Raw genomic sequence first — 24,397 nt, forward strand, 5'->3', positions numbered from 1 at the left:
TCCTCCGCGTAACCCCTACCGCTCGGTAGAGACGTGCCCTAATCTCCCCATCGTGCCAGTGATTACTGGCGGAGTTTTGGGAGGCGGTATGGCGAAGCACGAGCACGTACGGGTGGCGGTGATCGGATCCGGATTCGGCGGCCTGGGCGCGGCGGTCCGGCTGCGCCGCGAAGGCATCACCGACTTCGTCGTCCTGGAGCGGGCCGACTCGGTCGGCGGCACATGGCGCGACAACAGCTACCCCGGGTGCGCCTGCGACGTGCCCTCGCATCTCTACTCCTTCTCCTTCGCGCCCAACCCCGACTGGCCGCGCACCTTCTCCGGCCAGCGGCACATCCGCGCGTACCTGGAGCATGTCACGGACACCTTCGGGCTCCGCCCCCACCTCCGGCTGAGCCACGAGGTGCTGAGGACGCGCTGGGACGGCGACGCGCTGCGCTGGGAGATCGAGACCTCGAAGGGCTCCTTCAGCGCGGACGTGGTGGTCTCCGCGACCGGCCCGCTCTCCGACCCGAAGATCCCGGACGTGCCCGGCCTCGACGGCTTCCCCGGCAAGGTCTTCCACTCCGCCCGCTGGGACCACGACTACGACCTCACCGGCAAGCGGGTCGCCATGATCGGAACCGGCGCCTCCGCCATCCAGATCGTGCCCGCGATCCAGCCCACCGTCGGCCGGCTCACCCTCTTCCAGCGCACACCCCCCTGGGTCATGCGGCGCATGGACCGGCGCATCACCGGCGCCGAGCGCTGGCTCCACCGCACCCTGCCCTTCACCAGCACCGCCCGCCGCGGACTGCTCTGGGGCATCAGGGAGTTGCAGGTCAGCGCCTTCACCAAGCAGCCCGCCGTGCTCGGCCTGATCGAGAACCTCGCCAAGGCCAACCTCGCCAAGTCCATCAAGGACCCCGCGCTGCGCGCCAAGCTCACCCCGTCGTACCGCTTCGGCTGCAAGCGCATCCTGCTCTCCGGCGAGTACTACCCCGCGCTCGCCCAGCCCAATGTGGACGTCGTCGCCTCCGGACTGCGCGAGGTCCGCGGCTCCACGGTCGTGGCCGCCGACGGCACCGAGACCGAGGTCGACGCGATCATCTTCGGCACCGGCTTCCACGTCACCGACATGCCGATCGCCGACCGCGTCGTCGGCGCCGAGGGCCTCACCCTCGCCGAGACCTGGAAGGACGGCATGGAGTCGCTGCGCGGCGCCACCGCCGCGGGCTTCCCCAACTGGATGACGATCATCGGCCCCAACACTGGCCTCGGGAACTCCTCCATGATCCTCATGATCGAGTCCCAGCTGAACTACCTCGCCGACTACATGCGCCAGCTGACCGTCCTCGGCGGCCGGGTCGCGCTCGCCGCCCGCCCCTCCGCCGTAGGCGCCTGGAACCGCAAGGTCCAGTCCCGGATGGAGCGCACCGTCTGGAAGTCCGGCGGCTGCGACAGCTGGTACCTCGACGCCAACGGCCGCAACACCACCCTGTGGCCCGGCACCACCGGAGAGTTCCGGCGCGAGACCCGCCAGGTCGACCTCGCCGAGTACGAGATCATCCGCCCCAAGGCCGCCCCGGTCACCGCCGAAAGCACCCCGCGCGACACGGAGGCCGTCGCATGAGCCGCCTCACCGGACGCGCCGGCGGCCCCGCCGCCACGCCCCCGCAGCCCACCCGGGAGCTGACCGCCGTCTCCGCCGACGGCTCACGCCTCCACGTCGAGGTGTACGGCCCCGAAGGCGCCCCGGCCGTCGTCCTCGCCCACGGCTGGACCTGCTCGATCCCGTTCTGGGCCGCGCAGATCCGCGACCTCGCCACCGACCACCGCGTGATCGCCTACGACCAGCGCGGACACGGCCGCTCCCCGCTGCCGGGCCCCGGCGGCTACAGCACCGATGCCCTCGCCGACGACCTCGAAGCCGTCCTCGGCGCCACCCTCGCCCCCGGCGAGAAGGCCGTCGTCGCGGGCCACTCCATGGGCGGCATGACGATCATGGCCGCGGCGGAGCGGGCCGGCTTCCGCGAGCACGCCGTCGCCGCCCTGCTGTGCAGCACCGGCTCCGGCCGCCTGGTCGCCGAGTCCACCGTCGTGCCTCTGCGGCCGAGCCGGCTGCGGACCCGCCTGACCAAGGCGATCCTCGGGGCCCGCGCACCCCTCGGGCCGGTCACGCCCCTCTCCAAGAAGATCCTCAAGTACGCCACGATGGGACCGGGCGCCGCGCCGGAGCGGGTCGAGGTCTGCGCCCGTGTCGTGCACGCCTGCCCACGGCCCTCCCGGGTCGCCTGGTCCCACGTCCTCGCCGGGCTCGACCTCTCGGCGGGCGTACGGGAACTGACCGTGCCGGCCGCCGTGATCGCCGGCACCGCCGACCGGCTCACCCCGCCCGTGCACGCCCGCGCGCTCGCGGCCGAACTCCCCCAGTGCGTCGGCCTGGTCGAGCTGACCGGGACGGGGCACATGACCCCGGTGGAGGCCCCCGAGGCCGTCACCGCCAAGATCCGTGACCTGGTGACGGCGTACGCGAGGCCGGCCCGGACGAAGGAGGAAGCCGTATGACCAGGGTGAGCCTGGACGGACAGGTGGCGGTCGTCACCGGCGCGGCGCGCGGGGTCGGCGAACTGCTCGCCCGCAAGCTCTCCGCCCGCGGCGCGAAGATCGCGCTGGTCGGCCTGGAGCCGGACGAGCTCAAGCAGGTCGCCGGCCGGATGCACACCGACAGCGACTGGTGGCACGCCGACGTCACCGACCACGAGGCGATGGCCCGGGTCGCGGCCGAGGTGAAGGAACGCTTCGGCAAGGTCGACATCGTCGTCGCCAACGCCGGCGTCGCCTCCGGCGGGCCCTTCGCCGACTCCGACCCGGTCGCCTGGCGGCGGGTCATCGAGGTCAATCTGATCGGCGGCGCCGTCACCTGCCGGGCGTTCCTGCCCGTCCTGATGGAGAGCCGCGGCTACTTCCTGCAGATCGCCTCCCTCGCCGCGATCACCCCCGCGCCGATGATGACCGCGTACTGCGCCTCCAAGTCCGGCGTCGAGGCCTTCGCGCACAGCCTGCGCGCCGAGGTCGGCTACAAGGGCGTCGGCGTGGGCGTCGGCTATCTGTCCTGGACCGACACCGACATGGTGCGCGGCGCCGACCAGGACGACGTGATGCGGGAGCTGCGGCAGCGGCTGCCGTGGCCGGCCAACCGCACCTACCCGCTGGGCCCGGCCGTCGACCGGATCGTCGCCGGCATCGAGCGCCGCTCGGCCCATGTGTACGCACAGTGGTGGCTGCGCGGGATGCAGGGCGTACGCGGATACCTCCCGGGCCTCATCGCGACCGTCGGCCGGCGCGAGATGGAGCGGTTCGAGCCGAGGCTGGCGAACGTCCCGAGGGGCCTGGTCGGAGCGGGTGGCGCCGCCGACGAACAGGAGCGGTCGCACCCCGCGAAATGATCGAAATGCGGTCCGTGTGACCGCGTGCCACGCTGGTCGTGCCCAGGGGGCCGTATGCCCCGTTCCCCGCATGCTCACGAGGAGTGAACGTTCATGGGCATGGCAGACGAGTCCAAGGAGAAGGCGGCGCGGCTCAAGGAGCAGGCGAAGCGGAAGGCGGGGGGCGCCGCGCGGGGTGAGGAGTCGAAGCGGGCCACGCAGCGCGAGGAGAGCGACCGCGAGACGCGCAAGGCACAGCAGGAGGCGGAGGACAAGTTCCGTCAGAACTACGAGCTCTGACCTCCGGACACCACACGATCGACCACTTCCACGAGCCGCACCCGGGACGCCGGGTGCGGCTCGTGTCGTATCGGCCGCCGTATCAGCCGCGGGGCGGCAGCGGCGGGCGCCGCCGGTCCGGCACGCCCGCGTAGCCCGGCGGCATCGCCGCCGGCTGCTCGCCGAGCAGCGACAGCGCGAGGCGGACCGCGTCCTCCAGGTCGGTGCGGCGCCCCTCCGCCCAGTCCAGCGGCGTGCGCAGCACCTCCAGGTCCGGCTCCACACCGTGGTTCTCCACGGTCCAGCCGTACGCGTCGAACCAGGCCGCGTTCATCGGCACCGTGATCACCGTGCCGTCCTTCAGCCGGTGCCGCCCGGTCATCCCGACCACACCGCCCCAGGTCCGCTGGCCCACCACGGGTCCGAGCCCCAGCAGCCGGAACGCGGCCGTGATCATGTCGCCGTCCGACGAGGTCGCCTCGTCCGCCAGTGCGACGACCGGCCCGCGCGGCGCGTTGGAGGCATAACTGACCGGCTGCGTGTCCCGGGTGAGGTCCCAGCCGAGGATCTTGCGGGTGAGCTTCTCCACGACCAGCTCGCTGATGTGGCCGCCCGCGTTGCCGCGCACGTCCACGATGAGCGCGGGCCGGGCGACCTCAAGACGCAGGTCGCGGTTGAACTGTGCCCAGCCGGAGCCGCCCATGTCGGGGATGTGCAGATAGCCGCACCGCCCGCCGCTCAGTTCCCGGACCACCTGACGGCGTTTGGCCACCCAGTCCTGGTAACGCAGCGGCCGCTCGTCGATCAGCGGCACCACCGCGACCCGCCGGGCCCGGCCCTCGCCCTCGGCGGTCTCGAAGGTCAGCTCGACCGTCGTGCCACCGGACGCGGCGAGCAGCGGGTACGGGCCGGCGACCGGGTCGACCGGACGGCCGTCGACATGGGTGAGGACCGCCCCTTCCCGGATGCCCGTACCGGCCAGCGGGGAGCGCGCCTTGGAGTCCGACGACTCGCCCGGCAGGATCCGCTTGACCATCCAGCGGCCGTCCCGGCACACGAAGTTGGCGCCCAGCAGGCCCATGGGCCGCTGGTAGTGCGGCGGGCCTTCGTTGCGCCGGGCGGCGGTGACGTAGGCGTGCGAGGTGCCGAGCTCGCCGAGGACCTCCCGCAGCAGATCGGCGAACTCGTCGGGTGAGGCGACCCGTTCGACCAGCGGCCGGTACTGGTCGAGCACGCCCTGCCAGTCGATCCCGCACATGTGCGGCTCCCAGAAGAACGCCCGGATGACCCGGCCCGCCTCCTCGTACGCCTGGCGCCACTCGGCCGCAGGGTCCACCTGGTGCAGGATCCGCCGCAGGTCCATGTAGACCGTCGAGTCGCTGTCGCCCAGCTCGGTGGCCGGCACCGCCCGCAGGTCGCCCTCGTCGACCACGACGAGCCGGCTGCCGTCACCGCTCACCGCGAACCAGTCGAGATGGCCGACGAGTTCGGTCTTCCGGGCCTTGGAGATGGTGAAGTGCTCCAGCGTGGGGCGGCCGGAGGTGTCGGACGGGTTGGCGAACGTCTCGCCGAGCGCGCCCGAGATCGGCCAGCGCAGCCACACGAGCCCGCCGCCGCTGACCGGATGCAGCGCCGAGTACTTGGACGCGGCGACCGGGATCGGGGTGACCCGTTCCGCGAGCCCCTCCACCTCCACCAGCACCGCCCCGTCCCCGGTGTCCGTGTCACCCGGGTCGAGCCCGCCCGCCGCCGGCCGCCCGTCGGGCAGCAGCGCGAACGGCGACGGCGTCGCCGAGGAGAGCGGTACGAGATACGGGCGGCAGCCCAGCGGGAAGGAGAGGGCGCCGGTGTGCACGTCGTACACCGGGTCGAAACCGCGCCAGGACAGGAAGGCGAGATAGCGGCCGTCACGAGTGAAGACCGGGTTCTCGTCCTCGAAGCGGCCGTTGGTCACATCGACGACCGTCCGCTCGCCCGGCCCCGCGATCCGGGCGATCTTGATCTGCCGCAGCGACCGCCCCACACCCGGATGCGACCAGGTCAGCCAGTTCCCGTCGGGGGAGAAGGCGAGATCGCGGACCGGCCCGTTGACCGACCGGATCAGCTCCGTGACCTCTCCGTCGGACTCCTCCGTGGCGTCGAGCAGCAGCAGCCGCCCGTCGTGCGAGGCGAGCGCCAGCCGCTCGCCCTCCGCGTCGGCCACCATCTCCTGGACCCGGCCCAGCTTCCCGGAGGCCAGCCGCCGCGTCTCCCGGTCGCCGCTCGCCCGCGGCAGCGAGGCGATCTCGACGGCGTCCTCGCCGTCGGCGTCCGTGACGTAGGCGACCTGGCCGCCGCTGCCGAGCATCTCCGGCAGACGCACCCGCACCCCCGGCGTGTCCGTGATGGTCCGGGCGGGCCCGTCGCGGTGGGTGAGCCAGTACAGGCTGCCGCGCACCGCCACCGCGCTCGCCCGTCCGGTCTCGTCGACCGCGAGCGCGTCCACGTGGCTGGAGGCCGGCACCTGGTACGTACGCCGCCCCGCGCGCGGCCCGCCGAGCCGGACCTGAAGCCGGCGCGGCACCGAGTCCTCGGTCAGCGCGTCCACGATCCACAGCTCGCCCGCGCACTGGTAGACCACCCGCCGCCCGTCGCTCGCGGCATGCCGGGCGTAGAAGTCGGCGTGGTCGGTGTGGCGGCGCAGGTCGGAGCCGTCGTGACGGCAGGAGTAGAGATTGCCGACGCCCTCGTGGTCGGAGAGGAAGGCGATCCGGTCGCCGACGAACATGGGCGCGTCCAGATGGCCGCCGAGGTCGGGCAGCAGCCGCTCGCCGTGCAGCCACAGCCGGCCCGTCGCCCCGCCGCGGTACCGCTTCCAGGCCGCCGGTTCGTGCGGCGGCTTACCCGTCAGCAGCAGCGTGCGCCGCTCGCCGTCGATGTCGGCGGCGGCCAGCGAGGAGACCGGGCCCCAGGGCAGCCTGCTGCCGGGGGAGCCGTCGGTGGGGACCTTGTAGCCCCAGGAGAAGTACGAGAAGGGCTGGCCGTGCGAGGAGACGGCGAGGATGTCGCCGTCCGGGGACCAGCCGCAGACCCGGGTGTCGAGCGAGCCCCAGTAGCTGAGCCGGCGGGCCGGGCCGCCCTCGACCGGGGCGAGATAGATCTCGGGGTCGAGGCTGCGCCAGTTGGTGAAGGCGATGTGCCGGCCGTCGCCTGAGAACCTCGGGTGGCCCACCCGCGTCCGGTCGACCGTGACCCGCCACGCCCGGCCGGGGGTGTCGCCCTCGGGGACGAGGGGCGCGACCCACAGGTCGTCCTCGGCCACGAAGCACAGCAAGTCGTCGTGCAGATGCGGAAAGCGGAGATACGCGACGTCGTGACTCACTCCCCAATGCTTTCCGCGTCCAGGGGGGTCGGCAACTTGTGGCCCGGAACACATGCGAAACGTTGCCGTTTCGCTGGGGTCCGGGTTACGGTCGTGGTGTACGAAACCGTTTCGTTCCGCAGCTTCGGGCGGAAGGGCAGGAGGCCCGGTCATGGCAGGCAAGCTCACTCCCGAACGGGAGGCCGAACTCCACGCGGCGGTCCTCGACCTGCTCCGTGAAGTCGGCTACGAAGCCCTGACCATGGACGCGGTCGCCGCCCGTACGAAATCCAGCAAGGCCACCCTCTACCGCCAGTGGGGGAGCAAGCCCGAGCTGGTCGCCCGCGCGCTGCGCTGCACCCAGCCCGTCTCCCTGGCGGAGATCGACACCGGGACCCTCCGCGGCGACTTCGCCGTCATGGTCCAGCACTCCGACGACGACCAGATGGCCAAGGACACCGCGCTCATCCGGGGCCTGGCCCACGCCGTCCACGAGAGCCCCGAGCTCCACAAGGCGCTCAAGGACCTGCTGGTCGACCCGGAGATCACCGGTCTCCAGACGATCCTGCGGCGGGCCGTCGACCGGGGCGAGATCGCCCCGGACCGTCCGGCCCTCGACTTCGTGCCCCACCTGCTCATCGGGGCGTTCATCGCGCTCCCGCTGATCGAGGAACGCTCCGTCGACCGGGCCTTCCTCTCCGACTTCATCGACGCCGTGGTCTTCCCCGCCCTCGGCGTCTGACACCCACCGGCCGAGCACCACCTCACCACCGGCCGGGCACCACCGACCAGCACCTCCGACGCGTCACCGCTCGCGCCGTCGGGCCGGCTCCCCATGCCCTGTCCGTCCAACAATGGGAGTACGCCCCCGTGGCCACGTTCCTCTACAAACTCGGCCGACTGGCCTTCCGGCGCCGCCGGCTCGTCGCCCTCCTCTGGGTCGCGCTGCTCGCGCTCGCCGGAACCGGCGCCGCCACCGCGCCCGCCGCCACCACCAGCTCCTTCTCCATACCAGGCACGGAGGCCCAGAAGGCCTTCGACCTCCTCGAACAGCGCTTCCCGGAGGCCGCCGCCGACGGCGCCACGGCCCGGATCGTCTTCAAGGCCCCGCAAGGCCAGAAGATGACCGACGCGGCCAACAAGGCCAAGGTCGACAAGACCGTCGCCGAGCTGAAGACCGGCTCCGACCAGATCGCCTCCGTCACCGACCCGTACACCGCCAAGGCCGTCTCCCACGACGGCTCCACCGCGTACGTCTCCGTCGCGTACAAGGTCAACGGCATGGAGCTGACCGACGCCACCCGCGAGGCGCTTCAGGAGGCCGGGCACCACGCACAGGGCCAGGGGCTCACCGTCGAGATCGGCGGTGACGCGCTCCAGGCCATGCCCGAGACCGGCTCCGGCGAGATCATCGGCGTGATCGTGGCCGGCATCGTCCTCGTCATCACCTTCGGCTCACTGGTCGCCGCCGGACTCCCGCTGCTCACCGCCATCATCGGCGTCGGCATCGGCGTCTCGACGATCACCGCGCTGGCGAGCGTCCTCGACCTCGGCTCGACGACCTCGACCCTCGCGATGATGATCGGCCTCGCCGTCGGCATCGACTACGCCCTCTTCATCGTCTCCCGCTACCGCGCCGAGCTCGCCGAGGGCCACGACCGCGAGGAAGCCGCCGGACGGGCCGTCGGCACGGCCGGCTCCGCCGTCGTCTTCGCCGGACTGACCGTCGTCATCGCCCTGGTCGGCCTCGCCGTCGTCAACATCCCGATGCTCACCAAGATGGGCTTCGCCGCCGCCGGCACGGTCGTGATCGCCGTCCTCATCGCGCTCACCCTCATACCGGCCCTGCTCGGCTTCGCCGGGACGAAGGTCCTCGGCCGCAAGCAGCGCAAGGGCGGCGAGGCCGGCGACAAGCCCAACGTGGGCACCCGCTGGGCGCGTTTCGTCCTGCGCCGCCCGGTGGCCGTGCTCCTCGCCGGTGTGCTCGGCCTCGGTGCCATCGCCGTCCCCGCCGCCTCGCTGGAGATGGGCCTGCCCGACGACGGCTCCCAGCCCACCTCCACCACCCAGCGCCGCGCCTACGACCTGCTCTCCGACGGCTTCGGCCCCGGCTCCAACGGCCCCCTGATCGTCGTCGTCGACGGCGACAAGGCCGCCGCCGACGCCACGGCCCAGACGATCCAGGGCATCCAGGGGCATGTGTTCGTCAGCCCGCCGACCCTCAACAAGGCCGGCGACACCGCGATGATCACGGTCGTCCCCAAGGACCGCCCCTCCTCGGCCGCCACCGAGGAACTGGTCCACGACATCCGCGACGCCGGCGGCGACGACGTCCTGGTCACCGGCGCCACGGCGATGAACATCGACTTCTCGCAGAAGATGAACGACGCGCTGCTGCCCTACCTCGCGCTCGTCGTCGGACTCGCCTTCCTGCTCCTGATGGTGGTCTTCCGCTCGGTCCTGGTCCCGCTCAAGGCCGCGCTCGGCTTCCTGCTGTCGGTGGTCGCCGCGCTCGGCGCGGTCGTCGCGGTCTTCCAGTGGGGCTGGCTCGGCGACCTGTTCGGCGTCGAGCAGACCGGCCCGATCATGTCGATGATGCCGATCTTCATGGTGGGCGTGGTCTTCGGTCTCGCCATGGATTACGAGGTCTTCCTGGTCACCCGGATGCGCGAGGCGTACGTCCACGGGGAGCGCCCCGGCGAGGCGATCGTCACCGGCTTCCGCCACGGCGCCCGGGTCGTCACCGCCGCCGCGGTGATCATGATGGCGGTCTTCGCGGGCTTCATCGGCTCCAGCGAGCAGATGGTGAAGATGATCGGCTTCGGCCTCGCGGTCGCCGTCCTCTTCGACGCCTTCGTCGTCCGCATGGCGATCGTCCCGGCCGTGCTGGCCCTGCTCGGCCACAAGGCCTGGTGGCTGCCGCGCTGGCTCGACCGCGCGCTGCCCAACGTGGACGTCGAGGGCGAGGGTCTGCGCGAGCAGCTCGGCGGACCGGCGTCCGAGGACGACCGGGAGCTCGCCAAGGTCTGAGCGTGACCGAGGCCGCCACCACACCCGGGAGGGTGCGGTGGCGGCCTCCGCCGTGTCCATGGCTCAGCCGACGGGCACGGTCACCGCCATGCTTTTGATGAGCACGTGATGGTCCGAGTACGCGGAGTCGGCCACCGCGCACCAGCGCCGCTCCTGGTTGCTGAAGAGGTAGTCCAGCTTCTTCGTGGTGCCGTCGTACGTGGGCCGGCCGGTCCTCGCCGTGCCCTCCTGGTCGCACTCCAGCAGCCCGGGCGTGCCCGGACCCCGGCCGTACAGCCCCTCTCCCCAGATGTCGGCGGTGCCCGCGTCCGTCTCCACCGTCGTGGCGGGGACGGGTGCCTCCGACGCCTTGAGCGTGTCCGGCGCCGGGGTGTTGAAGTCGCCGCCGAGCACCACCTTGGGGAAGGAGGTCGCGATCCGCTTGATCTCGGCGATCTGCTCCTTGCGCAGGTCGGGCCTGGTCTCGGTGGGCTTCGGCGGAGTCACCACATGCGCGTTGCACAGCCGGACGTCCCACCAGGTGGCGGTGGCGCAGTGGAACGGCGGGTAGACCGCGTTCCTCGGCTGCGGCAGGTTGTAGGCGGTGGGGTTGGCCAGACCCGCCTTGACGACGATGGCCGTTCCGGCGACGTTCCCCGGCTCGATGTCGTTGCCGTCCGCGTCCGTCTTGCACGCGCTGAGCTTCGTCGTGCCGTTGGTGTAGGACCAGCGGTACGGCTGGAAGGACATCTTCCAGCCGGGACTGACCCCGTTCAGGGTGGTCAGCAGGGTGTCCGCGTCGTTCTTGCAGATCTCCTGGAGCAGCGCGGCCTGTACGTAGTTCTTCTCGACGTGGTACTTGACCACGTCGATCTTCTGCTGCGCCGTGCCCTGCTCCTGGCAGTTCCAGCGCTCGACACCGCACATGTTCCAGCTCATGACCTGGAGGTTGCGGACCTCGGTGGTGGTCATCCCGGTCGCGCTCGCGGCCGGCGTCGCGGACAAGGGCAGCAGTGCCGCACCGAGCATGGCGAGGATCTTCTTCACGTTTCCCCCCGGTTGGGACGGTGAACAACCGTCAACTGTCGTGAACGAAGATCACTATGCCTCGATCGGTGCCCTGACGGCATATGTGTGTTTGAGGAAACGTGTCAGGGCCGAGGTGTCGAACTGCACCACCGCCACCCCGTCCTCCGTGTGGAACTCCACCACCGTCTGCACCCGGCCGCACGGCCAGATGTCGATGGACTCGCGGTGGGCGGGGGCGCGGAGCCCTGACTCGAGGAGCTCGCGGGGGAAGCTCCACTCGGTGCCGCTGGGGAAGGCGAACCGGACGGCCGCCGGGTCTGTGCCGGGGTCGTAGCGCAGGGAGACCGGGACGGCCCGGGAGAGGGGGGCGTCGGTGATGATCAGGCCCTTGGCATGCTCTTCGACGGCGGGACTCTGGGCGGCGGCGGTCATCGGCCGACTCCTCAATTTCGTCCTATTTGCCCTCTAATGTGCCACATTCCGGCGGCCGGGGCCTCTCTTATCCCGCTCTTATTTGTGACCTCTTTGTTCTTGCAACCTCTTTGCAGAAGGCCCCATCATCGAACGGTTCCGCCCGCACCCCCCGAACCGGCCGAAAGCAGAGCCCGCCATGCATGTGCCCGACGGATTCATCAACGCTCCCGTCTCCGTCGCCGCCGGCGTCGCCGCCGCGGGCGCCGTGGCCGTCGGCCTCAAGGGCGCCCGCCGGGAGCTGGACGAGCGGACCGCCCCGCTCGCCGGCCTCGTCGCCGCGTTCATCTTCGCCGTGCAGATGCTGAACTTCCCCGTCGCCGCCGGCACCAGCGGCCACCTCCTCGGCGGCGCGCTCGCCGCCATCCTCGTGGGGCCGTACACCGGAGTGCTCTGCGTCTCCGTCGTCCTGCTGATGCAGGGCATCCTCTTCGCCGACGGCGGCCTCACCGCGCTCGGCGTCAACATCACCGTCATGGGCGTCGTCACCGTCGTCGTCTCGTACGCCCTCTTCCGCGGCCTGGTGAAGGTGCTGCCGCGCACCCGCCGCTCCCTCACCGCCGCCTCCTTCGCCGCGGCGCTGGTCTCCGTACCGGCCTCGGCCGCCGCCTTCACCCTGCTCTACGCGATCGGCGGCACCACGCACGTCCCGGTCGGCAAGGTCCTCACCGCCATGGTCGGCGTCCACGTCCTCATCGGCGTCGGCGAGGCCGTCATCACCATGCTCACCGTCGGAGCCGTCGTCGCCGTCCGCCCCGACCTCGTGTACGGCGCCCGCGGCCTGAGCGCCCCGCTCAAGCTGCGCGTCGGCGGCGAACTTGTCGACGCCGCCCCCGCCGCCCAGGCCCCGGCCGCCGCTCGCTCCCCCAAGAAGCTGCTGCTCAGCGGCCTGGCCGCCGCCCTGCTGCTCGCCGGGTTCGTCTCCTTCTACGCCTCCGCCAGCCCCGACGGCCTGGAGAAGGTCGCCGCCGACCAGGGCATCGACAAGAACGTCGAGGACCACGCCGCTGCCGACTCCCCGCTCGCCGACTACGGCGTCAAGGGCATCGAGGCCCCGCGCCTCTCCGGCGGGCTCGCGGGCGTGATCGGCGTCGGCGCCACCGTCGTCGTCGGCGGCGGCGTCTTCTGGGCCGTCCGCCGCCGCCCCGCCGCGCAGGCCTCGGACTGACGTGGGCGCGGGCCACGCCCACCAGCTCTACCGGCACGGCGACTCGCTCCCGCACCGCCTGCAGCCGCACTGCAAGCTCGTCGCCGTGCTCGCCTTCGTGCTGGTCGTGGTCTCCACACCGCGCGAGGCGATGTGGGCCTTCGCGCTGTACGCCGCCCTGCTCGCCGCCGTCGCGGCCCTGGCCCGCATCCCGGCCGGCCTGCTCCTCAAGCGCCTCGCGATCGAGATCCCGTTCGTCGCCTTCGCGCTGCTCATGCCCTTCGTCGTGCCGGGCGAACAGACCGAGGTCCTCGGCGTCCAGCTCAGCGTCCCCGGCCTGTGGGGCGCCTGGAACGTCCTCGCCAAGGGCACCCTCGGCGTCGCCGCCTCCGTCCTGCTCGCCGCCACCACCGAGCTGCGCGCCCTGATCCTCGGCCTCCAGCGGCTCAAGCTCCCGCCGCTGCTGGTCCAGATCGCCTCGTTCATGATCCGCTACGGCGACGTGATCACCGACGAGATGCGCCGGATGTCGATCGCCCGCCGCTCCCGGGGCTTCGAGGCGAGCGGCGTACGCCACTGGGGCGTCCTCGCCAAGTCCGCCGGCGCGCTCTTCATCCGGTCGTACGAACGCGGCGAGCGGGTGCACCTGGCGATGGTGAGCCGTGGCTACACCGGGTCGATGCCGGTCATCGACGACGTGTCCGCGACCCGTGCCCAGTGGGCGTACGCCGCCGTCCTCCCCTGTGCTGCCCTGCCGATCTGCCTGCTGGGATGGACCCTATGACCGACCACTCCGCGCCGACCGACGCACCCACGGCACCCGGCCACGCTGCGGCACCGGACCCCCTCGCCCCGACCGACGCACCCACGGCACCCGGCCACGCTGCGGCACCGGACCCCCTCGCCCCGACCGACGCACCCGCGGCACCCGGCCACGCTGCGACACCGGACCCCCTCTCGCCGACCGAGGCACCCGCGACAGCCGACCCCCTTGCGCCGACCGACGCACCCAACGCGCCCGCGGCGCCCGACTCCCTCGCGGTGCGCGGGCTCGCGTACGCCTATCCCGACGGCTACCAGGCCCTCTTCGGCGTCGACCTCACCGTCGGCCGCGGCGAACGGGTCGCCCTGCTCGGTCCCAACGGCGCCGGCAAGACCACCCTCGTCCTGCACCTCAACGGCATCCTCACCGGCGGCGCGGGCACGGTCACCGTCGCCGGTCTGCCCGTCGCCAAGCAGCACCTCGCCGAGATCCGGCGCCGCGTCGGCATCGTCTTCCAGGACCCCGACGACCAGCTCTTCATGCCCACCGTCCGCGAGGACGTGGCCTTCGGACCGGCCGCCGCCGGACTGCGCGGCGCCGACCTGGACGCCGTCGTGCGCCGCGCGCTGGAGCGGGTCGGCATGGCCGAGTTCGCCGACCGTCCCCCGCACCACCTCTCCTTCGGCCAGCGGCGCCGGGTCGCCGTCGCGACCGTCCTCGCCACCGAGCCGGAGATCCTCGTCCTCGACGAGCCCTCCTCCAACCTGGACCCGGCCTCCCGCCGGGAACTCGCCGACGTCCTCCGCTCGCTCGACGTCACCGTCCTGATGGTCACCCACGACCTGCCGTACGCGCTGGAGCTCTGCCCCCGCTCGGTGATCCTCAGCGACGGCGTGATCGCCGCCGACGGGCGTACGCAGGACGTGCTGAGCGACCCCGAGCTGATGCGCCGCCACCGCCTGGAGCTGCCGTACGGCTTCGACCCGCGCTCCGTGACCCCGGCCGCCCAGGCCTGAACCACCCCCGGAATCCGCGCTCAGAAGCTCACGTTGCACCATGGGGTGGCACCGCGAACGGGTGCTGCGGAAAGGGAGCGTGGAGCGTGGACGTCCAGGGCACGGTGGCGGCGGGATTCGAGCCGGTCAGGGACGCCTTCCTGCGCAACTTCGCCGAGGGCGGCGAGCGCGGCGCGGCCGTAGCCGTCTACCGCCACGGCACCAAGGTGGTCGACCTCTGGGCCGGCACGCGGGACGTCGACGGCAGCGCCCCCTGGGCCGTGGACACCGCGCAGATCGTCCGCTCCGCCACCAAGGGCGTCGCCGCCGCCGTCCCGCTGCTCCTGCACCAGCGCGGCCAGCTCGACCTGGACGCCCGTGTCGGCACGTACTGGCCGGAGTTCAAGGCCGCGGGCAAGGAGCGGGTGACCGTACGGCAGCTGCTGTCCCACCGCGCGGGCCTGCCCGTCCTGGACCGCCCGCTCACCCTCGCCGAGGCGATCGACCCCGAGGCAGCGGGCGCGGCCGTCGCCGCGCAGGCGCCCGTCTGGGAGCCCGGCACCGACCACGGCTACCACCCGCACACCTTCAGCTGGCTGCTGAGCGGCCTGGTCAAGCGGGTCACCGGCCGCTCCATAGGCCGCTGGGTGGCCGAGGAGATCGCCCGCCCCCTGGGCCTCGACCTGTGGATCGGCCTCCCGGCGGACGAGGCCCACCGGGCCGGCCGCGTCGGGCCCGTCGAGGAGCCCGAGACCCCGCAGGGCCCCGGCCTCAAGCTCCGCCCCAAGCGCGCGGTCACCGAGGCGTACCGCGACCCGGCCTCCCTCACCCGCCGCGCCTTCGCCGCGATCGACCCCGCGCCCGACGAGAACGACCCCGCCTACCGGGCCGCCGAACTCCCCGGCTCCGCCGGTGTCTCCACCGCCCGCGCCCTGGCCCGCTTCTACGCGGCCACCATCGGCCCGGTCGACGGCCACCGCCTCTTCGCCCCGGCGACCCTCACCCTCGCCCGTACGGAGGAGTCCACCGGCCCGGACCGGATCCTCGTCGTCAACACCCGCTTCGGCCTGGGCTACATGCTGCACAGCACGGCCTCCCCGTTCCTCGCGCCCGGCTCGTTCGGCCACCCGGGCCGCGGCGGCTCGCTGGGGTTCGCCGACCCGGAGAGCGGGATCGCCTTCGGCTACGTCACCAACGGCATGCGCAAGACGGTCACCGCGGACCCGCGGGCGCAGGCGCTGGTACGGGCGGTCCGCGCCGCGATCTGACCGGCCCGACGGGACCGGCGGGGTCTGGTCGGGGCGGTGCGCCCGGCGCCATGATCGCCCCATGAAGCGTTTCGAGGGGTACGGCGTACTGATCACCGGCGCGGCACGCGGCATCGGCGAGGCGACCGCCCGCAGACTCGCCGCGGAGGGCGGGCGGATCCTGCTGACGGACATCGACGAGGACGCCGCCGCGCGCACGGCCGAGTCCATCCCCGGGGCGGTCCCGCTGCGCTGCGACGTCGGCGACCGGGCGTCGGTCGAGGCGGCGGTGGCGTACGCGGCCGACCGCTTCGGCGGCCTCGACGTGCTCGTCAACAACGCCCTCGCGCGCGTCGCGCCGGACGCCGAACGGATCGAGGACGAGAGCGACGAGGGCTGGCGGCAGAACCTCGACGTGACCCTCATGGGCGCCTTCCGCTGCGCCCGCGCGGCGATGCCGCTGCTGGCGGCGTCGGGCCGGGGCGCGATCGTCAACATCGGTTCCGTCAACGCCGAACAGGACTTCGGCAACCACGCCTACAGCGCGGCCAAGGCGGGCCTCGCCTCCTTCACCCGCACCCTGGCGGGCGACGCGGCCCCGCGCGGCGTCCGCGTCAACCAGATCAACCCGGGCACGATCGCCACCCGCGCCTGGGACGGCCGCGACGAGGACCTGACCCGCCTCGCGGCCCACGTCTACCCCCTGCGCCGCGTCGGCACCCCGGACGACATCGCCTCCGCGGTCGCCTTCCTGGCCTCGACGGACGCTTCCTGGATCACCGGCACGACGTTGCGCGTGGACGGCGGCCTGCTGGCGGTGAACACGGGCTTCGCGTGGGCGATGAGCGGGGATCAGGAGTAGCGCGGCCGGCTAAGGGAGAAGGGTGAACGCCGGCACGTGGATGGGGCGTACGGCGCCGAAGTGCTTCTGGTCCACCGTGGCGACCTCGGTCACGCCCAGCCGCTCGGCGCAGGCGATGACAGAGGCGTCTACCAGCCCCAGCGGAAAGTCGGAGTAACGGGCGGTCAGCTCGGCGATGCGCAGCCAGTCCCCTGGATGTACTGGTTCGACTGTGAACAGTCCCTCTGCGAAGTCCTGTGCGAGGAGGACTTCGGACCGCGGGCCGAGCCGTCGTCCGACCAGATGGGCGACCTCGGCGATGACGAGTGCGGGGACCAGGAGCGGCCCCGGATGTGTCTCAAGGAGGCGTACGGAGGTGGCGTGCCAGGCGTCGCTCCTGTCGATCAGGGCATAGAGCGGCCCCGCGTCGACGACAAGCGCGCTCATGCGCTGAGGCGCGGGTGCTGTGTTCCCGGCGTTCTGTCCTCGTCGGCCACGTCAGGTCCCCCGGCCAGTCCGGCGAGCAGCTCTTCCATGCGCTCGGCAATGTCACCGCGTCCGCTGTCACCTGATCCGGTCGAGTGGAAGACGCGTCGCCGGACGGGCGATCCTTCCCCTTCTCCGGGCAGATGCGCGGCGATGGCCTCCCGCGTCCACTCCGAGATGGTCAAACCCCGCCGGGCGGCCTCGTGGCGCATCCGTGCGTCCAGCGCGTCGTCGATCTTGATCGTTGTGCGCTTCATGTATGTCAGCATACCCATGCGGGTCATGCGGCACGCTCCTCGATGGATGGTCGGCAGTCGCGGCAGTGCCCTGGTTCCGGCGCGCGGAACGCGCGGTCGCAGTCCTCGCAGGTCTGGAGCGGGTCCGGGGCGGGCAGTGCGGCCAGGAGCGGGGGTGGCAGGAGGGCGGTCAGGCGGTGGGCGAGGAGGGCCGTCGGGTGCCGCAGCGGTTCCGGAAGGCATGCGGCGAGCGTGCGGCGTACGGCGTCGGGGGCCGCGCCGCGCTCCAGCCAGGCGGCCACGGCGGGGGCGAGGCGGTGGACGTCCCGCTCGGAGAGCAGCAGCCGGGGATCGTGGGCGCGCAGCCCGATGAGGACGCCTGCGGCGGCGCGCTGCCGCGCGGGGTCGGTCGTGGTGGGCTCGGGCAGCGGCGGGGGAGGCGGTACGGGCCCGGGGCCGGGCTCAGGCCTCTGGGGCGGCTCCGGCGTCGGATCCGGCGTGGGGTCAGCCGTCGGGTCAGGGTCCCGGGGCGGCTCCGGTGCCGGGTCGGGGTCGCGCTCCGGCGCGGGATCCGGTGTCGGGTCCGGGGCGCGGTCGGGCCCCGGCCTGGCGCCCGGCTTGTTGTACGAGACCGTGCGTGCGACGACCTGCCCGTTGGGCAGCCGCTCGCGCGTCCGCTCCAGGTAGCCGTGGGCTTCAAGCTCCCGCAGGGCGGCGGCGATCCGGATCTCGCCCTCGGGAAAGCGCTCCGCGAGCGCCTTGATCCCCACGCTCGTCCCCGTCGGCAGCGACTGGATGTGCGTGGCGAGCCCGATCGCGGTGAGCGACAGCTGGCGGTGCTGGGCGAGGTGGTTGCCGATGACGGTGTAGCGGCTGGTGTGCCGCATGTTGACGTGAATGACACCGGATCGGGGGGCAGTGGGCCGATTCACGGCCGTGGCGCGCCTGGGCGCGCTAAGGTCTTGGCTATCCATCGGGAAGGTACTGCTTCCTCGTTGGTCAGGCCCTCGATCGGGATCGCTAGTCCCGGCCGGGGGCCGTCGTCTGTTCGGGGTCGGTCGCCGTGAGCATATGCCAACCAACGGACCCAGAATCCAGCCCAGTTGGCGAATCCCACTCGTGTGGGTGACGCAGCGTGCACGGGGAGCCGGAGGGGTTGGGTTGGGTACTTTCCCTCTCAGGAATTGAAAGTATTTAGCGTCGCGCCGGACCACCTCCCAGGCCCCCGCGACCCGGTCCCCACCTGCCTGAACGGCCCTCCCGGCCCTCCCCCGGAGTGCCCGCCGGTTGTGGACCGTCGACCAGACGCCGAACTCCGTCGGCTCTCCCGCCACTGCCCGCCCGTCTTGAACCGCCAGATCACGCCCTCGAACTGCTGCCGCAGCCGTTCGGGATATGGGCCGTACTCGCCGATCGGCACGTACGTCGCCGCCACGGCCTCGGCGAGCGGCATGAACGAGGGCGCCCAGGCGCAATTCCGCGAGACCTTCCTCGTCCCGATCCGGAACGGAATTGCAGGCGCCGGCAAAGAGGCGGTCGAGGCCGGACGCGGCTGGGACCACGCGGCAGGTCCACTGCTCGTCGTACTCTCTCCGGCTGCCTGACTTGCAGGTCCCCGCGCTCGACGCGAGGGCCCGCATCCGTTTGGTCAGGCCGCTTCGACGAGTGCCTGTGCCCGCTCGTTGAAGTCGGCGACGAGGCGATTCTGCCCGAAGGGCTGCATCCGGCGACGAAGATCCTGAACCGCCTCGATGGCCCGTGTGCTCTTGACCTGCGAGGCCAGCGTCAGTGTGCGCAGGCCCGCAGCGTACGCGGCGTCCACGTCTCGACGCTGAATGTGGCTGACCGCGAGGGCGGCCTGAGACATCGCGCCCCGCCGGGCGCGCTTCTGCTGGTGTGCGTGGTCGATGGACCGTGTGGCGTGGGCCTCGGAGGACTTCGGGTCATTGAGGTCCCGGAAGGTCATGGCGTGCTCGCCGTGCAGGTAGGCCGGGTCAATGAACTCCGCCCACGCCTGCTCTTGCTCCGGCCGCACCCGCTCGAACGCCTTTTCCGATTCGATCACAGCCCGGCTGGCCGCCTTGGTGTCGCCGAGCTTGGCGAGGGCCCGCGCTTCGAGGCACCACAGGTCCGCCAGGCAGGCAGCGGAATCGGCCTTGGCCAGCCCGTGCCGACCGGCCTGCGCCAGACGGCGTCCTTCGTTCGGGTCGCCCAGCAGGGTCGCCTGGTCGGCCATGCCGGCGAGGACATGCGCCCCGAGGGCCGGGTTCATCGACTCCTCGGCGAGCCGAAGTGCCTGGATGAGGTAGCGCTGTGCCACGCCGTGCTCTCCGGAGTCGTACGCCATCCAGCCGAGGAGATAGGTCTGCTCGCTGGCGGCCTCGCACAGTGCTCGGCGCACCTCTTCCGTCTTCGCCCGGGGTAGAAGCGGCAAGACGTGCTGGGTCATGTACTCGGCCAGGACCAGGCGGCCAGAGCCTCCGCCCTGGAAGATGTCCATCCGCTGGAACTTCTCGAACATCGCCTTCACGGACGCCACGTCCTCCAGGCGGACGCGCGGTCCAGCGGACGGCTCCTGATCGAGGGTGTTCATCAGCCAGTCGCGCGAGGGCCCAACCCCGGCGACCGCAGCGAAGGGTGCGGCTGCAAGCAGTTTGCGTCGGTCCACGTCAGCTCTCCCCAGTTCGGCGACTGCCTTCACGGTAGCCGTGAACGAGGTGTCGTAGACGAGTGCGGAATCAACCGATGTGCCTGTGCCGAAGCCGATGTCGTATGCCGTGACGCGATACCCGAAGCGGTCAGAGAACACATCGGCAACGATCTGCGGTACAGGCTCGCGAGGCTGTTCACCTTCGATCCAACACCTGATCCGGGAAACGCCAGGCGCGATGTGGGGCTCCTTGTACTCCAGCGCCTTCGCCTTGATCCGGCGTGCTAACTCACCGCGGCTCATTCCGGAGCGGGCGAGATGACTCTCCAGTCCCACGTTGCGCGTCTTCATCCCCAGGGCCTCCGGTTACCTCGGGCCGAAAGCGACACCTTTTCATCGGCTGCGTACTCACCGAGGCCACGTTCACCGACTGCGACCTGTCCGGCGCCGTGTTCAACGACTGCACCCTCCGCCTCACCGAATTCGGCGCGGGCCGGTACCGCAACACCGACCTTCGCGAGAACGACCTGTCGGCACTCCGCGGTGTCGCGAACCTCGCCAAGGTCCGCATCGACCACAGCCAGCAGGCCGACCTCGCCGAAGCCCTGGTGGGCGAGCTGGACATCGTGCTCGGAGACGACTGAACCCGGAGACTCCCGTGCCCCTGCACATCGCCTGCACCGACCTGGACGCCCTCCGCGAGCGATGCGACTTCGCCGCCGTTCGCACCATCAAGAACGAGCCCGAGTACGAAGACGGCGCCGTCGTCCCGTCCGGGCTGTGGCAGCCGCTTCCCGAAGCGGTGGGACTCCTGCTGACCGCGCCACAGTGGGCCCCGCCCGGCACCCTCGTGGAGATCGTCCGCCCGCCCGTGCCCAGGGGCGAGGAGCTGGAGGGCTTAGCCGCCCGCATGGGGGACTCGGACGCCGCGTACCTCGGCCAGGCCCACGCCAAGCCCGACATGGTGACGACGACAGAGAACTACGCCGTCGGCAAACTCCTCGGCCTGCACCTCGACAACTGGGACAAGCTGCTTTACGGCGCGAAGGCGCGGGGACGGCGGAGACTCGCCGTCAACCACGGTCCCGGCAGCCGATACATCATCCTGGGCGCCCTGGACGCTCAAGCTGTCTGCCGAGCCATCCACCCCACTGACTACCATCTCCGCTACCCGCACACCAACGACTACCGGGAACACGTCGCGGCAGGGCACCCGGTACAGGTCGTCCGTATCCGGCTGGCACCCGGAGAGGGCTACATCGCCCCCACCGAGTACCTGCTGCACGACGGCTCCACCGAGGGCCAGGAGGAGCCCTCCACCGCAGCCTTCTGGCTAGGCCGATGGCCGAGGGGCGCCCTGCCATCCCTGATCTAGCTCGCATAAGGAGCGTATTGCGTCGTGATCAATATGCCCGGCCCGCTCCACACTCGCACGCCTTCCGTCGTGCCGCTCTGTTCGACTCCGTCGCATGGGCGTCGCCCGTCAGTGGGGCGAGGTACGTGCGCGCCCGCGTGAGAGAAGGCACGACGCGTCGTTCGCCGGCATCGGGCCGCACGGTGGCCGCCGCCTCGACCGTCCGCCGAACCTTCCGCGCCAGAGCCGCCCCGCGCTCAACTCCCGTACAGCATCAGGGCGATCCCCGCCGCCATCAGCGCCGCCGCCGCGATCCGCGGTGTGCCGAAGCGCTCCTTGAAGAACAGCGCCCCGATGGCCGCGCCCACGATGACGGAGGACTCCCGCAGCGCCGCGATGGGGGCGAGCGGCGCCTGTGTCTGGGCCCACAGGACCAGCGCGTACGCCGAGATCGACAGGGCCGCGCCCACCGCTCCGCGCATCGCGTACGGGCGCAACTGCGCCGCCAGCGCGCTCCGTCGGCGGTACAGGGTGTAGAGCGGGATCGCGGTCCCCTGGAGGATCATCAGCCAGGCGATGTAGCCGAGCGGGGTTCCGGACGTGCGGACCCCGACCCCGTCCACGACCGTGTACGCGGCGATGGCCAGCCCCGTTCCGACGGCCGCGACGAGCGCGGGCCGGTGGGGACGGCCGCCGCCGGTCCCGCGACCCGCCCCGCCGCCGGTCCCGCGACCCGCCCCGTCCCTGCCTCGGATGCCCCACAGGGCCAGCCCCACCAGTCCCGCGCAGGCCACGGCGACGCCGGTCAACTGCCAGGCCTCGGGGACCTCGTCCACGAACAGGGCGGCGATCGCGGTCACCGCCAGCGGTGCCGTTCCCCGGGCGATCGGGTACATCTGCCCGAAATCGCCGAGCGTGAAGGAACGCATCAGCAGGGCCATGTAGCCGACGTGGACGATCGCGGAGGCGATCAGATACGGCCAGGCCTCCGCCGCCGGGAGCGGCACGAAGACGGCGGCGAGAGCGCCGAGCAGCGCCCCGCCGCCGGATATCAGCGTGAAGGAGAGGAGTTGGTCCTTGATGTGATGGGCGATCGCGTTCCAGGAGGCGTGGGTGACCGCTGCCAGGAGGACGGCCGCCGCGACGAGAGGCGTCACACCGCACGCCGGCGGAGGAGTTCGAGGGAAGTCACTCCGCGCACGCTAGCGGTGGTTGTACGGGGCACGCGATGGCGCGGCTCACGTGCGGGGGGACGGCCCTGCGTATCCGGGTGCGGAGCCCGCGGGGCGCGTCCGGCGCCGTACGCCCCGCCGCGCGCCCCGCCGAAGGGGCTCTACCGCGCCTTCGGTGCGGACGCGCCACCGGCCCCGCCGCCGCGCGCCCCGCCGACGAGGCTCTACCGCGCCTTCAGGACGGACGCCACCACCGGCCCCGCCGCGTCGCCGCCGTGGCCGCCGGACTGGACGACGGCCGCCGCCGCGAGGTCGTCCGCGTAGCCGGTGAACCAGCTGTTGGACGTGGCCTGGTTGTCGACCTCCGCCGAGCCCGTCTTGGCGCCCTTCGAGCCGCCGAGCCCGGCCATCGCCTGCCGGCCGGTGCCGTCGGATGCGGTGGCGGTGGCCCGCATCATCTGCTTGAGGGACTGGGAGATGTGCCCGGGAAGCGGCTGCGCGGTGGCCAGCTCCCGGTCGTCGAGCGACTGCGGGACGACGACCGGCTGCTTGAAGGCGCCGGACTTGGCGGTCGCGGCGATGGAGGCGACGTTGAGCGCGCTCATCTGGATCTTGCCCTGGCCGATGTACGAGGCGGCGGTCTCGCCGCCCTGCGACGGCGGGACCTTGCCGTCGAAGGAGGGGATGCCGGTGTTCCACTCCACCCCGATGCCGAAGTACTTCCGGGCGGTGTCGCCGAGGGCGGTGTTCTCGATGCCCTTCTCGTTGAGAGGGCCGATCGCCTTGATGAAAGCGGTGTTGCAGGAGCGACGGAAGGAGGCCTCGAAGGTGCCGTTGTCTATCTTGAAGTGGTCGAGGTTACGGAAGGGCACACCCTCCCACGAAACCGTCGCCGGACACTCCACCTTGGCGTTCGGACCGGAGACGATCCCCTGGTCCATCATCATCGCCGCCGTCACGATCTTCATCGTGGAGCCGGGGGCCTGGGAGCCCATGAAGGCCGTGTTGTAGCCGTCCGCAGGGCTGTTGGCGATCGCGCGCACCTCGCCGGTCGAGGGCTTGATCGCGACGACCGACGCCTTGCCGTACCTCTTGACCGCCTTCTCGGCGGCGGCCTGCACCCCGGCGTCCAGGGTGGTCTTCAGCTCGCCCGGCTTGCCCTTGGTCAGCGTGACCAGGGAGGTGTTGGCGACGCTGTCCGAGCCGCTGTCGATGAACGTCTCGACGCCGGGGGTGCCGGTCGTCTTCGCCCCGTACCTCTTGCGCAGCTCGTCCAGGATCGGGCCGAGGGAGGGGTACTTCTCCTTCGTCAGCTCGACGCCGTCGTGGTCGACGGCCTTGATCTCGGCCGTCTTCGCCGCGCCGGTCTTCAGGGTGGCGGTCTTGGTGAGCTTCGGGTGGATGACGGCCGGCTGCCAGTCCACCAGCGCCTTGCCGGTGGTCAGTCCGCGTACCACGGTCAGCGACGAGGTGTAGTTCAGCGGCTTGGAGACGCCCTGGTACGTCACGGTCGCGGCGACCGTGAACGGCACCCGCACCCCGCTCGGCGTGCCGGGCGTGATGACCGCCTTCGAGACATGGGCCTGGCTCCGGAAGCCCTCGACGGCCGTCCCCGCGGCGCCGGAGTTGTTGGTGAGCTGCGCGGCCTTGTCGCTCTCGCCGGCCGCCCAGGCGGCGAGGAACTCCTCGGCGGTCTGCTTCACCTCGTCCGGGGTGACCGGACCGCTCTTCTTCGTCTCGGCGGACTTGGTGGTCGTACCCCCGCCGTTACCGCTCAGCCCGTTCCACAGGTTGTAGCCCCCGTACCCCACCCCGCCGGCGACGATCACGAACACTCCGCCGACCACGGCGACCTTCGCTCCGCTGCGCATGCTGTTCAGTTCCCTCCCCAGAGCGTACTTGAACATGTTCAAGTACCTGACGGACGGGACTCTACGCGACAGTAGTGACAAGAGGGGCGGTCGTTACCCG

At 71.8% G+C, this 24,397-nt stretch carries 22 protein-coding genes and 1 pseudogene; 13 read left to right on the forward strand and 10 right to left on the reverse strand.

Features of this window, described 5'->3' with window-relative positions; genetic code table 11:
- Positions 1-88 precede the first annotated feature (88 nt).
- The 4 genes from IEZ01_RS14805 to IEZ01_RS14820 all read left to right on the forward strand — a co-directional run bounded on the left by IEZ01_RS14805 (position 89) and on the right by IEZ01_RS14820 (position 3,707).
- Complete coding sequence (locus tag IEZ01_RS14805) at positions 89-1,612, forward strand: flavin-containing monooxygenase (RefSeq protein WP_019887060.1); 1,524 nt, start codon at positions 89-91, stop codon at positions 1,610-1,612.
- Entirely contained in the window at positions 1,609-2,547 is a 939-nt protein-coding gene (locus tag IEZ01_RS14810; RefSeq protein WP_019887058.1) for an alpha/beta fold hydrolase, read from the forward strand. Before IEZ01_RS14805 ends, IEZ01_RS14810 begins: the two co-directional genes overlap by 4 nt.
- The gene (locus IEZ01_RS14815) at positions 2,544-3,428 is read left to right on the forward strand and encodes an SDR family oxidoreductase (protein WP_019887057.1); all 885 of its coding nucleotides are present in this window, start codon (positions 2,544-2,546) and stop codon (positions 3,426-3,428) included. The genes IEZ01_RS14810 and IEZ01_RS14815 overlap by 4 nt, the downstream gene beginning before the upstream one ends.
- A 93-nt stretch (positions 3,429-3,521) precedes the next feature.
- Complete coding sequence (locus tag IEZ01_RS14820) at positions 3,522-3,707, forward strand: hypothetical protein (protein ID WP_019887056.1); 186 nt, start codon at positions 3,522-3,524, stop codon at positions 3,705-3,707.
- 82 nt (positions 3,708-3,789) lie between these two features.
- Here the strand turns inward: IEZ01_RS14820 and IEZ01_RS14825 are convergent, their stop codons facing one another.
- Entirely contained in the window at positions 3,790-7,047 is a 3,258-nt protein-coding gene (locus tag IEZ01_RS14825) for a S41 family peptidase (RefSeq protein ID WP_189202044.1), read from the reverse strand.
- Positions 7,048-7,198: 151 nt separating this feature from the next.
- Here IEZ01_RS14825 and IEZ01_RS14830 point away from each other — a divergent pair, with 151 nt between their 5' ends.
- Both IEZ01_RS14830 and IEZ01_RS14835 read left to right on the forward strand, forming a co-directional pair.
- Positions 7,199-7,768 (forward strand): TetR/AcrR family transcriptional regulator, encoded by a 570-nt coding sequence (locus IEZ01_RS14830; protein WP_019887054.1) that lies wholly within the window; start codon positions 7,199-7,201, stop codon positions 7,766-7,768.
- A gap of 128 nt (positions 7,769-7,896) precedes the next feature.
- A complete protein-coding gene (locus IEZ01_RS14835; protein ID WP_189202047.1) occupies positions 7,897-10,056 on the forward strand; it encodes an MMPL family transporter in 2,160 nt (719 codons plus the stop codon).
- A 63-nt stretch (positions 10,057-10,119) separates the two neighbouring features.
- On the opposite strand, the gene IEZ01_RS14840 is transcribed toward IEZ01_RS14835, so the two are convergent.
- Both IEZ01_RS14840 and IEZ01_RS14845 read right to left on the reverse strand, forming a co-directional pair.
- Positions 10,120-11,082: an endonuclease/exonuclease/phosphatase family protein gene (locus IEZ01_RS14840; protein ID WP_019887052.1), complete on the reverse strand. Its 963-nt coding sequence runs from the start codon at positions 11,080-11,082 to the stop codon at positions 10,120-10,122.
- A gap of 54 nt (positions 11,083-11,136) precedes the next feature.
- A complete protein-coding gene (locus tag IEZ01_RS14845) occupies positions 11,137-11,496 on the reverse strand; it encodes an SsgA family sporulation/cell division regulator (protein ID WP_189202049.1) in 360 nt (119 codons plus the stop codon).
- 178 nt (positions 11,497-11,674) lie between these two features.
- On the opposite strand from IEZ01_RS14845, the gene IEZ01_RS14850 reads away from it, so the two are divergent.
- From IEZ01_RS14850 to IEZ01_RS14870, 5 genes are all read left to right on the forward strand, one after another.
- A complete protein-coding gene (locus IEZ01_RS14850) occupies positions 11,675-12,703 on the forward strand; it encodes an energy-coupling factor ABC transporter permease (protein WP_189202051.1) in 1,029 nt (342 codons plus the stop codon).
- 1 nt (position 12,704) lies between these two features.
- Entirely contained in the window at positions 12,705-13,466 is a 762-nt protein-coding gene (gene cbiQ / locus IEZ01_RS14855) for a cobalt ECF transporter T component CbiQ (RefSeq protein WP_019887049.1), read from the forward strand.
- A gap of 257 nt (positions 13,467-13,723) precedes the next feature.
- Positions 13,724-14,461, forward strand: a complete 738-nt coding sequence (locus IEZ01_RS14860) for an energy-coupling factor ABC transporter ATP-binding protein (protein WP_040875499.1) — start codon at positions 13,724-13,726, stop codon at positions 14,459-14,461.
- Between the two features lie 86 nt (positions 14,462-14,547).
- Complete coding sequence (locus IEZ01_RS14865; protein WP_019887045.1) at positions 14,548-15,708, forward strand: serine hydrolase domain-containing protein; 1,161 nt, start codon at positions 14,548-14,550, stop codon at positions 15,706-15,708.
- Between the two features lie 61 nt (positions 15,709-15,769).
- Positions 15,770-16,549 (forward strand): SDR family NAD(P)-dependent oxidoreductase, encoded by a 780-nt coding sequence (locus tag IEZ01_RS14870; RefSeq protein WP_189202053.1) that lies wholly within the window; start codon positions 15,770-15,772, stop codon positions 16,547-16,549.
- A 9-nt stretch (positions 16,550-16,558) separates the two neighbouring features.
- Here the strand turns inward: IEZ01_RS14870 and IEZ01_RS14875 are convergent, their stop codons facing one another.
- The 5 genes and pseudogenes from IEZ01_RS14875 to IEZ01_RS14895 form a co-directional block, all read right to left on the reverse strand.
- Positions 16,559-16,975 carry a type II toxin-antitoxin system VapC family toxin gene (locus IEZ01_RS14875; RefSeq protein WP_189202055.1) on the reverse strand — a complete coding sequence of 139 codons (417 nt, stop codon included), beginning with the start codon at positions 16,973-16,975 and terminating at the stop codon, positions 16,559-16,561.
- On the reverse strand, positions 16,972-17,298 hold the full coding sequence (locus tag IEZ01_RS14880) for a ribbon-helix-helix domain-containing protein (protein ID WP_019887042.1): 327 nt from the start codon (positions 17,296-17,298) through the stop codon (positions 16,972-16,974). The genes IEZ01_RS14875 and IEZ01_RS14880 overlap by 4 nt, the downstream gene beginning before the upstream one ends.
- Positions 17,295-18,224, reverse strand: coding sequence for a DNA-binding protein (locus IEZ01_RS14885; RefSeq protein WP_028797630.1), 930 nt, complete (start codon positions 18,222-18,224; stop codon positions 17,295-17,297). Before IEZ01_RS14885 ends, IEZ01_RS14880 begins: the two co-directional genes overlap by 4 nt.
- A gap of 309 nt (positions 18,225-18,533) precedes the next feature.
- Positions 18,534-18,703 (reverse strand): annotated as a pseudogene (locus IEZ01_RS14890) (transposase); the annotation flags it as partial.
- A gap of 195 nt (positions 18,704-18,898) precedes the next feature.
- A complete protein-coding gene (locus IEZ01_RS14895) occupies positions 18,899-20,251 on the reverse strand; it encodes an NsdA family TPR-like regulatory protein (RefSeq protein ID WP_189202057.1) in 1,353 nt (450 codons plus the stop codon).
- Between IEZ01_RS14895 and IEZ01_RS35655 the strand changes: the two genes are divergently transcribed.
- Both IEZ01_RS35655 and IEZ01_RS14905 read left to right on the forward strand, forming a co-directional pair.
- On the forward strand, positions 20,182-20,544 hold the full coding sequence (locus IEZ01_RS35655) for a pentapeptide repeat-containing protein (protein WP_189202058.1): 363 nt from the start codon (positions 20,182-20,184) through the stop codon (positions 20,542-20,544). The genes IEZ01_RS14895 and IEZ01_RS35655 overlap by 70 nt on opposite strands.
- A gap of 14 nt (positions 20,545-20,558) precedes the next feature.
- A complete protein-coding gene (locus IEZ01_RS14905) occupies positions 20,559-21,275 on the forward strand; it encodes a hypothetical protein (protein WP_189202060.1) in 717 nt (238 codons plus the stop codon).
- A gap of 236 nt (positions 21,276-21,511) precedes the next feature.
- Here the strand turns inward: IEZ01_RS14905 and IEZ01_RS14910 are convergent, their stop codons facing one another.
- Positions 21,512-22,411, reverse strand: coding sequence for an EamA family transporter (locus IEZ01_RS14910; protein ID WP_189202062.1), 900 nt, complete (start codon positions 22,409-22,411; stop codon positions 21,512-21,514).
- A gap of 239 nt (positions 22,412-22,650) precedes the next feature.
- Positions 22,651-24,297 carry a penicillin-binding transpeptidase domain-containing protein gene (locus IEZ01_RS14915; protein ID WP_189202191.1) on the reverse strand — a complete coding sequence of 549 codons (1,647 nt, stop codon included), beginning with the start codon at positions 24,295-24,297 and terminating at the stop codon, positions 22,651-22,653.
- Positions 24,298-24,397 lie beyond the last annotated feature (100 nt).

It is taken from the genome of Streptomyces purpureus, from assembly GCF_014648195.1.
In the GTDB taxonomy this organism is placed as follows: domain Bacteria; phylum Actinomycetota; class Actinomycetes; order Streptomycetales; family Streptomycetaceae; genus Streptomyces; species Streptomyces purpureus.